General features: G+C 64.5%; 14 protein-coding genes and 2 pseudogenes. 9 read left to right on the plus strand and 7 right to left on the minus strand.

Going from position 1 to position 14471, the window contains the following annotated elements:
- Positions 1 to 42 precede the first annotated feature (42 nt).
- The 3 genes from MKCMC460_RS20585 to MKCMC460_RS20595 form a co-directional block, all read right to left on the minus strand.
- Positions 43 to 561, minus strand: coding sequence for a hypothetical protein (locus tag MKCMC460_RS20585; RefSeq protein ID WP_236976736.1), 519 nt, complete (start codon positions 559 to 561; stop codon positions 43 to 45).
- Positions 562 to 563: 2 nt separating this feature from the next.
- Positions 564 to 1403: a hypothetical protein gene (locus MKCMC460_RS20590; protein ID WP_236976737.1), complete on the minus strand. Its 840-nt coding sequence runs from the start codon at positions 1401 to 1403 to the stop codon at positions 564 to 566.
- Positions 1404 to 1464: 61 nt separating this feature from the next.
- Positions 1465 to 3099, minus strand: coding sequence for a hypothetical protein (locus tag MKCMC460_RS20595; protein WP_238304749.1), 1635 nt, complete (start codon positions 3097 to 3099; stop codon positions 1465 to 1467).
- Positions 3100 to 3248: 149 nt separating this feature from the next.
- On the opposite strand from MKCMC460_RS20595, the gene MKCMC460_RS20600 reads away from it, so the two are divergent.
- From MKCMC460_RS20600 to MKCMC460_RS20615, 4 genes are all read left to right on the plus strand, one after another.
- The gene (locus MKCMC460_RS20600) at positions 3249 to 3620 is read left to right on the plus strand and encodes a hypothetical protein (RefSeq protein WP_236976741.1); all 372 of its coding nucleotides are present in this window, start codon (positions 3249 to 3251) and stop codon (positions 3618 to 3620) included.
- Positions 3621 to 4009: 389 nt separating this feature from the next.
- Positions 4010 to 5221: a hypothetical protein gene (locus tag MKCMC460_RS20605; protein ID WP_236976743.1), complete on the plus strand. Its 1212-nt coding sequence runs from the start codon at positions 4010 to 4012 to the stop codon at positions 5219 to 5221.
- 11 nt (positions 5222 to 5232) lie between these two features.
- The gene (locus MKCMC460_RS20610; RefSeq protein ID WP_236976745.1) at positions 5233 to 6000 is read left to right on the plus strand and encodes an ESX secretion-associated protein EspG; all 768 of its coding nucleotides are present in this window, start codon (positions 5233 to 5235) and stop codon (positions 5998 to 6000) included.
- A gap of 77 nt (positions 6001 to 6077) precedes the next feature.
- A complete protein-coding gene (locus MKCMC460_RS20615) occupies positions 6078 to 7031 on the plus strand; it encodes an NHL repeat-containing protein (protein WP_236976747.1) in 954 nt (317 codons plus the stop codon).
- A gap of 7 nt (positions 7032 to 7038) precedes the next feature.
- Here the strand turns inward: MKCMC460_RS20615 and MKCMC460_RS20620 are convergent, their stop codons facing one another.
- The 4 genes and pseudogenes from MKCMC460_RS20620 to MKCMC460_RS20635 form a co-directional block, all read right to left on the minus strand.
- Entirely contained in the window at positions 7039 to 7785 is a 747-nt protein-coding gene (locus MKCMC460_RS20620) for a hypothetical protein (protein ID WP_236976748.1), read from the minus strand.
- Positions 7786 to 7813: 28 nt separating this feature from the next.
- Entirely contained in the window at positions 7814 to 8128 is a 315-nt protein-coding gene (locus MKCMC460_RS20625) for a hypothetical protein (protein ID WP_236976749.1), read from the minus strand.
- 32 nt (positions 8129 to 8160) lie between these two features.
- Positions 8161 to 9051: a hypothetical protein gene (locus MKCMC460_RS20630; protein WP_236976750.1), complete on the minus strand. Its 891-nt coding sequence runs from the start codon at positions 9049 to 9051 to the stop codon at positions 8161 to 8163.
- Positions 9052 to 9424: 373 nt separating this feature from the next.
- Positions 9425 to 9816 (minus strand): annotated as a pseudogene (locus tag MKCMC460_RS20635) (methyltransferase domain-containing protein); the annotation flags it as partial.
- Between the two features lie 150 nt (positions 9817 to 9966).
- Here MKCMC460_RS20635 and MKCMC460_RS20640 point away from each other — a divergent pair.
- The 5 genes and pseudogenes from MKCMC460_RS20640 (at position 9967) to MKCMC460_RS20660 (ending at position 14458) form a co-directional block, all read left to right on the plus strand.
- Positions 9967 to 11001, plus strand: a complete 1035-nt coding sequence (locus MKCMC460_RS20640) for a hotdog fold thioesterase (protein WP_236976751.1) — start codon at positions 9967 to 9969, stop codon at positions 10999 to 11001.
- 384 nt (positions 11002 to 11385) lie between these two features.
- Positions 11386 to 11811, plus strand: a complete 426-nt coding sequence (locus MKCMC460_RS20645; RefSeq protein WP_236976752.1) for an anti-sigma factor antagonist — start codon at positions 11386 to 11388, stop codon at positions 11809 to 11811.
- A 138-nt stretch (positions 11812 to 11949) separates the two neighbouring features.
- A pseudogene (locus MKCMC460_RS20650) lies at positions 11950 to 12921 on the plus strand (PP2C family protein-serine/threonine phosphatase); the annotation flags it as partial.
- Positions 12922 to 13020: 99 nt separating this feature from the next.
- The gene (locus tag MKCMC460_RS20655; RefSeq protein ID WP_236981470.1) at positions 13021 to 14100 is read left to right on the plus strand and encodes a tyrosine-type recombinase/integrase; all 1080 of its coding nucleotides are present in this window, start codon (positions 13021 to 13023) and stop codon (positions 14098 to 14100) included.
- Positions 14066 to 14458: a hypothetical protein gene (locus MKCMC460_RS20660; RefSeq protein WP_238304750.1), complete on the plus strand. Its 393-nt coding sequence runs from the start codon at positions 14066 to 14068 to the stop codon at positions 14456 to 14458. Before MKCMC460_RS20655 ends, MKCMC460_RS20660 begins: the two co-directional genes overlap by 35 nt.
- Positions 14459 to 14471: the final 13 nt, after the last annotated feature.

Consider the following 14471-nt stretch of genomic DNA (forward strand, 5'->3'; position numbering starts at 1 on the left):
CGGTCGCGGACAGACCACGGCGTCGTGGTCGCGCCGCTCGGATTACGGGACCGGTGCTGAACCGATCTGGCACACCAACAGCTCCCCGTTACGCACCTGCAAGGTGAATGTCCCCACCCCACCGTCCGGGCGGATGGCGTCGACCGTCCACACCGGACCACTGCGGGTGAACCTGACCACCTTGTCAACCGGCGACAGCACCGTAAAGAAGTCCTCACCTTTGATACCGGCGATCTCGGCGGCAAGGACCCCGTCATGGGTATCTGGACACGACAGTGCGAGCACGTTGGCCAGATGCCGTTCGTTTCGTTCCCGCATCCACACCCGTACCGTGTTCGCGGCAACGGCGAATGCCCGTTCGTCGGACATCGATTCGCTAGCGGCCATCGGCCGCAGCGTCGGAAGACTCGGGCCAGGCTTGTCCTCGGGATGGCCGCGGGTGCGGCCCACGATCGCAACGACCAGCACGACGATCGAAATAAGTGCCGCTACGCCCCACCCGGCAACCCACCGCCACCGCCGGCCCGTGCCGAATTGCGGATCAGCGGCTTCGGTAGCCACGATCACACCCGCGGCGGCGTGTCGGCGTCACATACCTTCAATTGGCCACCTTCTGATACCAGCGTGTACTCGTCGGAGAAATAGCCACCGTGCTGCTGTGCCTGCTCGACCAGCTGTTTGTCGCGCTCGGTGAGCGGATGCACCCGCAGCATGAACTTGCCCCAGACCCCGTCCCCCTCGTCCCGGAATCCCACCACCGCTTCCAAGTAGCTGATCCCTTGGACGGTCTTGGTCTGTTCGAATCCTTCGATCTCGTCCTCGACGTTCTTGCCCGGATGCGCACACGCCAGCGCGCGCAACGCCGCACCGTCCGCCCGATTCTCCGCGTCGTACCAGCGCTTCAACACTTCGAAGGCTTCCTGTTCACGCGGCGAGGGCGGCGGCACGTCGATCATCGCCGCACGGGGCGGCGGCGGCGGCACCGGCGGCGGCACCGGTGTCCGCCATCCCACCGCGAACACCACCGCCGCGGCCACCGAGCACCCTGCGGTGATCGTCGCCAGCACCCAGGTGTACCACCGCTTGGGCTCGTGCACAGGGCCGGCCGGGTCCGTCTGCATCGACAGCCGCCCGTCTGGACGGCAGTCGATCACCAGCCTGCGCCACGCTGCTCCGGCGGCCCTTGACCGCACCTGGTATTCGTTCAGCGCCTCGTATGCCTCGGCAGGCACTGTCAACGGCGTCCGCACCGAATCGGCCCCGGTCACCGATGCGGTGGCTACCGGCGGCAGCGCAGCGGAGTCGAACTCCAGTCCAAGGCGCGTCCATCCCGCGGGCGCCCGTTCGATCAGCATCGCCACGGCATCCTCGATACAACGACGATCGTCGGCACCCGAAGTCATGAAGTCAGATTAACGAAACGCCCCCGCAGACCCCGACGGCGTGAAATCGGCCCGCCGCTGATCAAGCGGGTGGTCGCAGCCAGGTCATCGCATTGTGGGTTTGATCGCTTTGCAGCAAACCGGTGCCAACCTTCCAGAGGTTGACCCGCACATCAGCGGGGGTTTTCCACAGGATCTGACACGTGGTCCTGTTCATCGCGGCGTATTGCCCAACAAACACGCCACCCGTTTTACCGATAACGGTCGTGCCATCGGAGGCGACGTATTCTCCCGAAGGCGCGGTCTCTTCGAGATTCTGACCGGCGCACGTCGCACCGGATTGTCCGGTATGCAGATCCCACTGCTGCCACGCGTGGTCGATGACATCACCCCGCTGCACATACAGCTTGGACCCGATCATCCGCAGTATTGGAACCATCTCGGGGGCTGCGATCTCGGTCACCGGCTTGCCCACCGCGGTGAACACCTGCCACTGACCATCAACGGCCACCACCGGCATCGCCGGGTTATCCAGCAGCTTCACCGTCGACGGGCCCATCGGGCGCTGCGCCAGTACCTTCCCCGACACGTCATAAAACATCACCCCGTTCTGGCCGGTCTGCCCCTCACGGTAGGCATAGGCAAACCCGCCGTTATAGACCACCGCACGGGTCAACGACGTTCCCGCCGGAGCCGCCGGGGTGACCTCATGACCATCAGCCGGCGAAAACACCCGATCCGCCACATCGTTCAACCCACTGGGCGAGACCGCCAACACCGGCGCCGGAATATCGTCGGCCACCCGAGCATCGGTCGGATTGAAATACCCCGTCCCCGGCACAAACCAGGTCCGCTCCCCATGCGACCCCACCCCATACACACCCCGACCATTAACCGAGGCGACCAACCACGACTGCCCCAAATACGTACCCACGGCATGCGCCTCAGGGCCGGGAAACGCAGAAACCGCCACGTCGGTCGGGCCGGTGAAACTCAACACACCGTGAACAAGGTCGATCACCGACGCCGTCGGCGGCTTTATCTCAGCCAGACACACCGCCACCCCCGGCCCGTTCCCGTAACACGTCACCCCCCACCTGGGTAACACCACCGGATCGAACAACTTCTTCCCGGTCGTGGTGTCGATGCCATACACCCACGCCTGCGGTGGGCGACAAGCGTTCCCACAGTCGTTGTCATGGAATTCCGACAGAAAGTACGCCCGGTCACCGTCGCTGGCGAACAGGTTCCCGATCGGCGCGTAATCGGGCAGCCCCACATCGGTCGGACGCACCTGCCAGCCCGCCACCGGTTGCCGATCCAACGAAAACGACACCAACAACTCCTGCGGCGTCCCTATCGGCGGCACCCACGGCCGCTGCGCCTGGGCATTACCGGGACCTTTGCTGGCACCGAGCACGCCCGAACGCCACACCCACAACCCCCCCACCAACACCACAACCACCACCAACACCGCCACCACCCACCACCGGCGCCGCCCACGCCTCGGCGGCGAGCCTTCCCCGCTGGGCGACTCCACCCAGCGAAAACCACCTGAAGAAAGCTCCGGTTCAGCCACGATTTGCCCCCTTACGATTCGCGTAGGTCGCGAGGCCAGGCACGCCTGCACGTTGGACCATGGCGATGACAAGCGATTCTCCGCGCACAATAAGCCAAGTGATGTCTTAGGCTTAAATGCGAGAAACGACGGAGCCAAGATATCTCGGTGCGTACGTTTCCCAGGGGGATCGACGAGGAGCGGCGATCGGCGTCAATTCTCGTTCGTGGCCAGCGAGCGCGACAGGTAAGGGACGCGCATCGCTGCCGTCGCCCACAAGTCGGCGACGATTTGCGAGGAGTGACCACATGAGCAACGACGACCGAAACCTTCTCGATCTGACGACGCAGATGAGCGCGTGGAGATCGGCGGGCAACGACCTGTGGACGGCGGATCAACTCCGTCTCGAAGCGGGCGCAGCGACCCGCTTCATAGGCAACATTGACGCCGCGTTAGACACCCTTCGTTCTCAACTCGCCGGAGCCCAGGGGCTACAAAGTTGGCTCGCGAACGCCGATGTGGGGCAATTCGTCTCGGCTACGACAACCCGTGGCCATCTGCAGCAGGACATCACTGAGTTCCTCGAAGCGGTGAACAAATACGCGAACTACCTTCAGGCGCTCAAGACAGCAACAGCCGGCGCTGCGCGTCTCATCACCACCGCCGACCAACCCCGCTGATGAATGGTGCGACGTCGTCTCAATACCGGCGCTTCTGCACAAGATTGATTTAGGACGCAACCGTGGCTACCGGCGCCGATATACAAGCCATGCTCGATGCAATACACAGAGTCGCTCCGCAGTGGCAACCGTCGTTATTTCTGCAAAGCTCCCTGTCCGTGGGGGCAAATCTGCCCTTGGTGCCGAACTCGGTTGTGGACGCGATCCGGAGGGAAGCTCCGCCTGGGGTCTTCGACGCCAACGGGCAAATCGTCAACCCGGCGCCAAACGCGCCCACTTTGCCTCGCCCCAGCTCCCCGACCCGACCGAACCGACCCCCGCCGCCGAATATCCCGGGTCCGGCAACTGGTACACCAATTGATAGAGACCTCGCGCGGCCACCGAATCACTTGCACGAACTGAGTGGGCGCGGCCACCCCTGTAAATCCGCGAAAAATGTTCCCCATGATGATGTCAAGAAATACATTGACGGCTACAACGCGATCGTCAATGCAACCGAGCAAGGCCCACAAAATCCTGGTTGGGATGCAACCATAAGAGCGATAAATACCGAGCTACAAAATGGCTTGCGCCTGCTTGGTGACGGCTTTACCGGCCAAGCCGCCGGCGCGATGAAGGCGAACCTGGATCGGTCTTTTCAAGTGCTCGAACAGATGAGACAGCACGCAGAGACTATGGAAACCTTGTTTCAAGCATTTTTTGACGACCTCAGCACCACAAAGCAGAACTTCGCCCAATACATGCCTCAATATAATGAAGCCGCAGCTCACCCGGATGAGCCATCAAGCCAAGAAACGCTGAATCAACTGAACGATCTTGTGGTGGGCATCATGAACGTCTACCGAGGCCCTATCGACGAAATCTCGACAAATCATCCGAGCGTCAACAGCGCGGTGCCCGACGTCAGCCCGCCCACGGACGGACCGTCCAGAGCGGGGTCCGGCACACCCAGCGGCACTGGCGGAGGCACACCGCAGACCCTTCCCCAACAGGGCCTGAACACAGGTGAACCTGCCCGCCTGACCGGACCGGACAATGCACAGCCGGACAACACAGGTGGAAAATCGGCGCCCACCTCGCCGGCCGGCGGCCAGGACGGCGGGGGCGACTCGGGCAAAGGTGGTGCCGACGGCTCAGGAAAAGCCGGCAGCCAGGGAAGCGACCCCGCTTCCAAGACGTTGGGCGGCGCAGGGCAGGGCGATCCGAAAGCCGGGGTGGGCGGTCCGACCGGTTTGCTGGGACCAGGCGCCAAGGGGCTGTCCAGCGCCTTGAAGGCGGGCTCCGGCGGCAGCGGGGCTGGTGGTGCGGGTGGACGCGGCGCCATTAACGCAAAGCCGGCGGCCAACGTCCCCGCGACACCCAAGGTCGCGAACAGCGCAGCCCCGGTCTCGCGTGCCGGAGTCAGCAGTGCCGGACAGGGCACCGGCGGCACCCCGGTTGCTGGTCATCAGGGCAACAAAGCCGACAAAACCCACAAGGCCAGCAAGGCGTTGCGCCTTCCCAAGAACGGCGAAGAGGTGGCCGGTGAGGCCGACGCGGTCGCGCCGGTGATCGGCGGCGCGCCACCGAAGGCAACTCCCCCGACTCCGAAGAAGACCTAGCCGGCGCAGCTATGAGCGACCGCACGGTGGACTTGAAGCGACTGAGCCGCCTCGACGTGCTGGATCTGGGCATGATCAGCAATTACCTGGGCCGCGAGTTCCTGCCGTTCCCGTTCGTCCCGACGCTGCCGAATCGTTTTGCCGACTTCGGCGCCTACAACGCCCATGCCAGAACCCTGCCGGATCGGGTGAACCACGGCGACCTGAAGGTGTTCAAGACGTGGTTCGCGACCTATGCCGAGGCCGATGTCCGCGTCGAGTGCCGGGTGCAGTATTTCCCCGTGCACCTTCCCAGCACTCGGTTGCTGGCGCACCGTTGCGGCGACCGCGGCTTTCTGGCGAGCCAACATTCGGACGACGTCGTCGAATTATTCGCCCTCTCCCCCTACGACCTGGGGCCGGCTATCGCGGGCATGGTGGAGCTGACGAGGCCAGGCCCACGTCCGAGGGTTGTGATTCCCGAATACGTACCGCAGTCCCTGCGTGACAGCAAAGAGGTTGCAGCACAACCTAACTGGGGTTCAGGTCCGGTGATCGACGTGCCGAGTGCGGAGGTCACCGCCTACGCCACGGTGCAGAGCCACCGTCTGCCGGCACGTGCGTGGGGATTGGATCAGGACACGGATGCCGTGGTATGGGTTCGCATCAAAGATGACGGCGAATACATCTACAACCCTGACTACCGCTGGGCCCAACCGATGACCCGGCGTTACCTCAGCGAGCGGATCGATAACCTGATCGCGGCCGACATTGCGGCGGTACGGCGACAACGAGAATGACTGATTACCAACGTTTTACAAGATCAAGCGTAAGCAGCGGGTCGTCGACTCCCGGGCGACGAGCCAGCTTGCCTACGATGGTCGACAGTGGATCGGAAACGGGGGTGGGCATGAGCGGGTCGGTCGGCAAGCGCAGCTTCGGAGGCAACCGGTTCATCGCTTGGCTCGCCCTGCTCGTGACCGCCATCGCAGCCTGCCGCGCACCCGAAGGTCCACGGGCCGGCACGACGCCAGGGTCCGGTACCACCACCCCTCAGACGAGCAGCGCAGCCGCGAGCCCGCAGATTGTGCTGCCCCTGCCCGGACTTGAGCATCCGCGCAAGCTGGCAGTCGATGCCGAGGGCGCCCTGTACATCACCGACAGCTCCGAAAAGCCGCGGGTAGTCAAGTTTCCGCCTGGGACGAGCGATCCGACCGCGTTGCCCTTCACCGATGTGCAGACTCCGAACTTCGTAGCGGTAGATCGGTCTGGCGGTGTCTACGTCAGCGACTACACGCAGAACAAGGTACTCGCGCTGGCTGCTGGAGCGGCACTCCCGAAGACTCTGCCGTTCAATGGATTACAACTTCCGTCTGGTGTCGCCACAGACGCCGCTGGTGCCCTCTACGTCGCCGACACCGGCAACGACCGCGTCCTGAAACTGCCGGCCGGCGCTGACAATCCGATCGTGCTGCCGTTCAGCGGTCTCTTCCGCCCGGTCGGCGTGGCAGTCGACAGCGCGGGTGCTGTGTACGTGTCCGACATGCGCCAGTTCGTGCTCAAATTGCCGCCCGGCGCAGACGTTTCGACCGATGTGCCCTTCTCGGGTCTGACGAACCCCTCCGGTGTCGCCGTCGACGGCGCCGGATCGGTCTTCGTCGCCGACAGCAGCAACAATCGCGTTCTCAAGATGGTGGCTGGGTCCACGACGCAGATCGAGCTGCCGTTCAACGGATTACGCAATCCAGAAGGCCTCGCCGTCGACCCCGGCGGGAACCTCTACGTGGTCGATGCCGGCAACAATCGAGTGCTCAAGCTTGCCGCGGCATGACGAAGGATCACAGCGGTATCCACTGATCACGCTGCTGGGAGTTGTAGCTGGCGACATTGGGTGTCGGCCAGTCCCCCTGGGCATCCAGCGCTCGCTGCAATGCATTGGCTTGATCGCTTTGTGCATTCTCGACTGAGACGAACCCGGCGATAATCGCAGCAGCACTGGCAAGGAAGGTGGCGATCGTGGTCAGGACAAAGGCGAGCGTCGCCGGCAGGCCGACAACCGTTACCGCCGTCGCGATCGCACCGGCAATGGACAGCAGCAGGCCGGCCACGCCGGGAATGATCGTGTACCCGGCCGTGTCCAACGCACTTGCTACTGCTTCCAACGAAGTTTGGATCGCTTGTGCTGCCGTACTCAAACCGGTAACCGCCGTCTTCTGGTGACCCACAGATACCCCGTATGCATTGGCCGCGGCACCCGTCCAATGCACTTGGCCGCGGATTCCGTTGACTTCGTCGTCCAATTTGTCCGAGATGCCTCGGGCCCCGGAATCGATTGTCTGCCAACCGTTTTTATGGTCGCGCAGCACATCAGACATGGACAGGGTGTCGGCGATCTTCTTGACGGTGGGAATCACCTGGTTTCGTAGCGCACCGATGACCAGCTTTCCGGCGGCACGGATCTCCTCGTCCAGATCCAGCGTTCGGGCCAGCCAGCTGTCAGCGGCTTCGTTGATCGCCCGCTCGAGCTCGTCGGTTCGCTTCACCAGATCTCGGTAATACTGTTGCAATTCGTCGCCGATACTCACATATCCCCCTGCCTCGACAACCGCGCGGTCAACGTGGTGTGTCAGTCGAATGAAACGCGTTCGCGACACCCACCAGCGTGGTGCTCATGGCTTCCATCCCTTCTCGACCCTTACTGGCCCGGCTGGAAAACGCCTCGCTGAACTTGTTGTAGGCAGTCAAGAATTCCTTGATCAGGGCGTACGGGTCGTAAGGCATTTCACCTGCCGATGGTTGACCGAAGGGGCTGCTGATCTTCGCCCCTGCCGCCGTGCTCGCGAACTCGCCTAATTTATCGGCGCTGCCCGACCAGAGCCGGGCATCCTTCCGCAGCCATTCGAGGTCGACCTTCAGATTGGGTGCCATTTGCTATCGCTTTCTCGCAGGAGCCGGTGACATCAGCGCTCACCCAGGTATTGCAGCGCAGCAATCCCCTCGCGGGTCAGATTGCTCAATTGAGCCAGCAGTGCCTGCTTTTCAGCTTCCAGCGCCGGCCCGCCGGCTTGGTTGTCCTTCGCCTGCTGCAGTGCAACTGCGAACTCGTTCATGATCCGGGCCGCGGCGGCTTGCTCCGCCCATTCGGCGTTGATCTGGCATCCGACCAACCAGGCACCGTCGAGCTGTACTGCGATCGTTCGGGGTTCAGCGGGCGCACCGCCGGCTTTGCGGGCTGCGGCCGCCGATGCCAGCGCAGTGGACAACCGGTTGGCTTGATCGCAGGCCGCGTACACATCCTCCCGGAATCGGGCCAGCGGTCTCGGCGGGTCGCGGTAGTCGTCCAGCGGCCCAACCAAGTCCTGCAGCGTCGCCGGCTTCGGCGGCGGCTCGTCGCTCGCGGCCTGGCGAGCCTGCTGGTATTGGATATCCAGGGCAGCCCTATAAGCGCCGAAAATGGCCGTCGGCAGCGCTTGCGCCGGTACCGCATCAGTCCAGTCGTTGCGCAGGTCCAGACGTAGAGGTGTGTGCATTTCGTCGACGGTGAGCGCGACCATCCCTGTGGTGTCGCGGCCGATCGCCGGTCCGGGCGCCGGCCCGGTGCGCAGGCGGAGGTCCTGCAAGGTGTCGGCGAACGCCGCGGCCGCTGCGGGTGCCAGTCCGATTTCGGCCGCGGTCTCCGGCGAGAGGGCGGTGAATGCCTGCAGCGGCGGCGCGACAAAGCGATGCCGCGGCTCGTGCGACTGCCCGGCAGCCTCGTCGACTGCATCCGTATCGGCCGCATCCGCGTCTGCCCAAGCCCGAGCCGTCGCGGGATCCACACCTTGCGAGAGGTACTCGTCGTAGGTCCCCATGGCGCGTTAGGTTCGCCCGCCCAGGTCACCTGCGCGTTCCGGCTCCAACGGAGTCGACACCATGACCAAAACCCCCAGGTGGATCGCTGTGCGAATAGCGTAACTAGCGTCACCAACGATAAACAGCGCAGATCTTCGGCGGGGTGGGGGCATCGGCGCGCCCACGGCGATGGCTGTGCGCCGCCGAGGCCCGCCAGAACCCCACATCGGGCGACTGTGGGCGGGTGTAGCGGTCCCGAATCACGGCACGCTGCGCGGCCCATGCACATCACCAACCGGACGGGCATCCTCGCACCGGTGTCGACCATGTTGGGTCCGGCACCAGCGGTAGCGGCTTCTCGGAACGGCTCAGCGGCAGAAAGATTCAGCAGAAAGCGATCTCGTCCCACCACAAGTCGACCGGATGTCGGCTGGTCACCAAGTCAAAAGCATTGTCGGCGAAGGGAAGTGGCCGCTGGGCGCACACGACGACGACCCCCAGCGGATGCAGCAGTTGCGTGGCCAAAGCCAGATTCGGCGGCCACGACTCGGTCGCCACCATGGCCGGCGGGAAAGGCCCGGCGCGGCCAGAACTTCGCCGCCGCCGGTCTGGATGTCCAGCGCGGACGTCACCCCCGCTAATCGGTCGCGCAGCAACCTCTGGTAGCCCCAGGACGGGCGCTGCTCGGTGGCCCTGCCGTCGAGCCAGGAGAAATCCCAGCCGTCTACCGATACCGCATCAGCCTCTGCAACCAGCTGGTCGAATCTCTTTCGCAACCCTTCCATCTTCGACTACGTACTCCACAAAGGCGAAGCGCACCATACTGATACACCACAGTGACGATGTCTCAGCGCCGCTGAACCGTCACGACAGTCCACGCGGTAACCTGATTCTCAAAGCGTCGTCGCAGCGCTCTCGCAGAGGAGAATCCGCCCATGGCCGACCCCACCGACGAAGCCGAAGTCACCCGCGCCGACCGCTTCATCAAGACCGCCGTCGAGATTCTGGGCGAAACCGGACGCACCGACTTCACCGTCCAGGAGGTGGTCGCCCGCTCCAAGACCTCACTGCGCGCCTTCTACCAGCACTTCGCCAGCAAGGACGAACTCCTGCTGGCTCTGTTCGACCGGACCATGGCCCAGGCGGCCCAGCAGTGGCGCGCCGAAATCAACGGCCTGGACAGCACCGCGGCGCTCAAGCTGGTCATCGACCGCGTCACCGCACAGCCGGAATCGACCACCCAGGACAGCCTCAACCGCGCGCTCAGCCTCTACAACCAGCACCTGGCCGAGACGCGGCCGCGCGACTATGCCCGGGTGCTGTCCCCCTTGCATCGGTTGATGCGCGACATCGTCGGGCAGGGCATCACGGAGGGGCTGTTCGATCCCTCGCTCGATGTCGGGGCGGCATCGGCGATCGCCATGCAGACGATCATCGGCGCGATGCGACTGCATTGGTTGGGCACCGAATTGAACGGCACGCCGATCGAGTCCGGCCAGATCTACGACTTCTGCAGCCGCGCGCTGGGCATCCGCGACACCGGTGACGATGCATCCGAGGCCACCCTGGCCGAACTGTTTGCCCGAATCGGCCTGCGTCCGGCCAGCGCGCCCGACGGTGAGTTGGCCATGACGATGCCGGTCAGCCCGCAGGTGGTCAACACTTCCGGCGCCTTGCAGGGCGGCCTGATCGCCACGCTGGCCGACGTCGCCGGCGGCCAGCTCGGGCTGGAATACCTGCAGCCCGGTACCGCGATGACAACCTCTGATCTGGTCATCCGCTACCTGCGCCCGATTCGGCACGGATCGGCGCGTGCCGTCCCGAAGGTACTGCGCGCCGGTCGGCGCTCACTGGTCATGCAGATCGACATCTTCGGCGACAGCGACAGCGAACTGGCGGCCATCGCGACGGTCAACTTCGCCATCGTCGGGCACCCGACCGAACCCGAAGGTGCCGCGGGGATTCGCTGAACGACCGCCGCGAAACCCCCTATCGCTTACCGCCCGTCATCGCGTGCTGTGCGGATCATTCACCGGGATCGTCGGGGTACGCGGTACCACCCTGGGAACTTACGGTTCGAACTGACCGCATTGCACGGCAACGAGATACCCGTCCCGGCGGCGAATCGACGCCGAAAGATGCTGCGCCGCAACGCATGAAAGCCGATCATTCGATCGCGGCCGGCTCGCTCCCGCCGCCGACGGCACCAGATTCTGTGAGGCACCTGTCGGATATGCACAAACGGCCGAATCCGCTGCTGGTCTCTGCTATATAAAAGGCACCACGTTTTGTCCCGGCCCGCAGCTGATATCCATCGGGGAGATATTCCAGTGCGGCCTCAATGGGGGTGCCTGATGAACATTGGACCATCCGAGTCGTTCTCGATTCCGCTGCCGTTCAGCAGCCGGTTGGCATCGGAGTTGGGTGGCCCGACGAGCACCTTGCGGGCCACCACGCTGCGCAACGGCTCCGCGGTGGTCGTCCAGGCCGGCGGCGAGGTCGACGCCGCCAACGAACACACCTGGCAGGGCCTGCTGCGCGAGGCGGCGGCCGTTGCCGTCGCACCCGGCCCCCTGGTGGTCGACGTCAGCGGGCTGGACTTCATGGGTTGCTGCGCGTTCACCGTGTTGGCCGACGAGGCCGAGCGCTGCCGTCGCCGCGGCATCACGCTGCGCATGGTCAGCGACGACCCGGGACTGGGTCGCATCGTCCACGCTTGCGCACTGAGCGGCGTACTGCCCGTTCACCCGACGACGGAAGCCGCCTTGGCAGCGGCATAACCCGGGGACCCGCACGGGGGGGTGCCGACGAAATTTTGGTGAGGCGTTCCGGCGCCGCGGATTGCTAATGTGTTTGATGTTGCTGGACTGTCGCGTCAGCGCATTCTTTGCTACTTCGGTCCGCGGGAGGTACGTCAGATGGCGGCCGAAATGGACTGGGACCAAGCGGTGGGCGCGGCGCACGACGTGCGGCGGGTCTTCGAGAACATCCCAGCCATGGCGGTCGGCTTACAGGGGCCTGAGCATCGCTTTATCGCCGCCAACGCCGCTTTTCGCGCCTTGAATCCCTCGAACGAGGTGGTGGGCAAGCCCGTCAGGGAGGTCTATCCGGAGCTGGCGGGTCAGCAGATCTTCGACATGTTCGACCGCGTTTATCACACCGGCGAGCCGCAGACCGGCACCGAGTGGCGCCTTCAGGCCGACCTCGAGGGGTCGGGTTACCGGGAACATTTCTTCGACTTTCTGGTTACGCCGCGGCGCGCTGCCGACGGATCGATCGAGGGCGTGCAACTGATCTTCGACGACGTCACCGCCCGGGTCGAGGCACGGGAAGCCGCCGAAGCACGAGTCGAGGAACTCTCCGAGCGCTACCGCAATGTCCGGGATTCGGCGACGGTGATGCCGCAGGCGTTGTTGGCGGCCACCGTGCCGATCGTGCCGGGGGCCGACGTCGCCGCCGAGTACCTGGTCGCGGCCGTGGACACCGCGGCCGGCGGGGACTGGTTCGACGCCATAGCGCTGGGCGACCGCCTGGTGCTCGTCGTCGGCGACGTCGTGGGCCACGGCGTGCAAGCAGCGGCGGTGATGTCGCAGCTGCGCACCGCGCTGCGGATGCAGATCACCGCCGGACACACGATCGTGGAATCGCTGGCGGCGGTGGACCGCTTCCACGAGCAGGTGCCCGGGTCCAGGTCGGCCACCATTTGCGTGGGCGCACTGGACCTTGCGACCGGCGAGTTTCAATACTGCACCGCCGGACACCCACCGCCCCTGGTGGTGACGGCCGCGGCGGAATCGCGTTACCTGGAGCCATCCGGCGGCGGTCCGCTCGGTGGCGGCACCGGATTCCCGATGCGCACCGAGATGCTCGACGTCGGCGATGCCGTCCTGCCTCTCTTAACCGGCTAATCGGGATAATCGATTTCGCGCGACACGCCGTTTTCCTGCGGTTCTAGACCGTGGTGGTGCGAGATGAGATATGTACATCTCATGACGAAGGAACTCTCTGCGGCTGTGGACGACGATGGCGTCTGGCAGTTGCGCGGGACGGCCGCGGAGAAGTTCGGGTTGGTGAATGAATTCCTGGGGTTTCTGGCTGACCGTAATTTCTCCCCTCGGACCTGCCGTGCTTACGCCTATGACCTGTTGGCGTTCGCGCGGTGGCTGAGTGGCGAGCAGTTGGTTCTGGCGGAGGTGAATGTTGATGTGCTGCTGCGGTTCTTGACGGCATGTCGGGAGGCGACGTTGCCGGGTCGGCCGGGTGGCAACGTGTATTCGATCCGTGATGGCCGTAATCAGGGGTATGCGCCGGCGACGATCAATCGGCGGTTGGCGGCGATTTCGAGCTTGTTTGCGTTTCGGGAGATGCGTGACCCGGATGCGCGTAACCCGGTCGGTAGCGGTCGGGCGGCCCGATTGCGTTCGCGCAGTGAGCGTTCCGGGCTATTGGCGCACACGGCGAAACCGAAGTCTCGGTCGCAGCTGCGGGTCCGTGAGCCGCGCCGGTTGCCACGCGGATTGTCGCGGGAGGAATCTGCGGCGCTGCTGGGCAGCTTCCGTAGCTGGCGTGACCGCGCGATCGGCGGGTTGATGCTGTTGTCGGGTCTGCGTTCGGCGGAAGTACTTTCGCTGCGGGTCAGCGATATCGACATTGCGCGGCGCTGGGTTCGGGTGCTCGGTAAGGGCGGCAAGGAACGCTCGGTGCCGATTGATACCGACGTGGCTGGTGCGATCCAAACCTATCTGCTGGCTGAACGCCCCGAAACTGACGCTGATGCACTGTTCGTTGTCGCCAAAGGCGCCCATCGCGGACAGCCGCTGACCCCTGCGGGGCTGCGCACGGTGTTCCGGTATCACCGCGAGCGCTCCGGTGTCGCTGCAGGGCATCCACACGCGTTACGGCATTCGTTTGGCACCGCACTGGCCGAGGCTGGGGTCGACCTGTCGGTGATCCAAGCGCTGATGGGCCACGACCACGTCGATTCCGCTGCCGCCTACATCCATTTGGCCCCAACGTTTCTGCGTGAGGAGTTCGATGCCGCCCGTGCTCGCCTACGCACCCGCACCTGAGGTCGACCTGCTCGCCGCCTACGACGAACACTGCGCTCGGCTCGGTTTGACCAGTGTGAACCTTGGCTCGGCCGCGCGAACGTTCCTGCGGCGCTGGCCTGATCCGCAGCGGTGGGCCGGTGAGCCGCTCGAAGTGCGGTTGACCGTTTCTCATCCCACCCGCTCGTTCGTCACGTTTCTGATGTTGGCCCGCTATCTGCGGCCCGGCTATGACTACCTGATCCACCGCAAACTGGCCGTGTTCTGGCGGCATCTGCCACCGGGGCCGTTCAGCGGAGGACCTGGCCGAGTTCTTGGGCGCCGCGCAAGAACTCGGCTTCAGCCGAACGCACCCGCAGCGCGGCCGCATCACAGGTGATCGGCAGGCTACT

Source organism: Mycobacterium sp. 20KCMC460 (genome assembly GCF_022179425.1).
GTDB classification, from domain to species: domain Bacteria; phylum Actinomycetota; class Actinomycetes; order Mycobacteriales; family Mycobacteriaceae; genus Mycobacterium; species Mycobacterium kiyosense.

Excerpts from the sequence above, each read along its gene's own strand:
- MKCMC460_RS20600 (WP_236976741.1), top strand. The coding sequence starts at position 3,249 with ATGAGCAACGACGACCGAAACCTTCTCGATCTGACGACGCAGATGAGC.
- MKCMC460_RS20630 (WP_236976750.1), bottom strand. The coding sequence starts at position 9,051 with ATGGGGACCTACGACGAGTACCTCTCGCAAGGTGTGGATCCCGCGACG.
- MKCMC460_RS20625 (WP_236976749.1), bottom strand. The coding sequence starts at position 8,128 with ATGGCACCCAATCTGAAGGTCGACCTCGAATGGCTGCGGAAGGATGCC.
- MKCMC460_RS20640 (WP_236976751.1), top strand. The coding sequence starts at position 9,967 with ATGGCCGACCCCACCGACGAAGCCGAAGTCACCCGCGCCGACCGCTTC.
- MKCMC460_RS20610 (WP_236976745.1), top strand. The coding sequence starts at position 5,233 with ATGAGCGACCGCACGGTGGACTTGAAGCGACTGAGCCGCCTCGACGTG.
- MKCMC460_RS20590 (WP_236976737.1), bottom strand. The coding sequence starts at position 1,403 with ATGACTTCGGGTGCCGACGATCGTCGTTGTATCGAGGATGCCGTGGCG.
- MKCMC460_RS20645 (WP_236976752.1), top strand. The coding sequence starts at position 11,386 with ATGAACATTGGACCATCCGAGTCGTTCTCGATTCCGCTGCCGTTCAGC.
- MKCMC460_RS20615 (WP_236976747.1), top strand. The coding sequence starts at position 6,078 with ATGGTCGACAGTGGATCGGAAACGGGGGTGGGCATGAGCGGGTCGGTC.
- MKCMC460_RS20655 (WP_236981470.1), top strand. The coding sequence starts at position 13,021 with ATGACGAAGGAACTCTCTGCGGCTGTGGACGACGATGGCGTCTGGCAG.
- MKCMC460_RS20660 (WP_238304750.1), top strand. The coding sequence starts at position 14,066 with ATGCCGCCCGTGCTCGCCTACGCACCCGCACCTGAGGTCGACCTGCTC.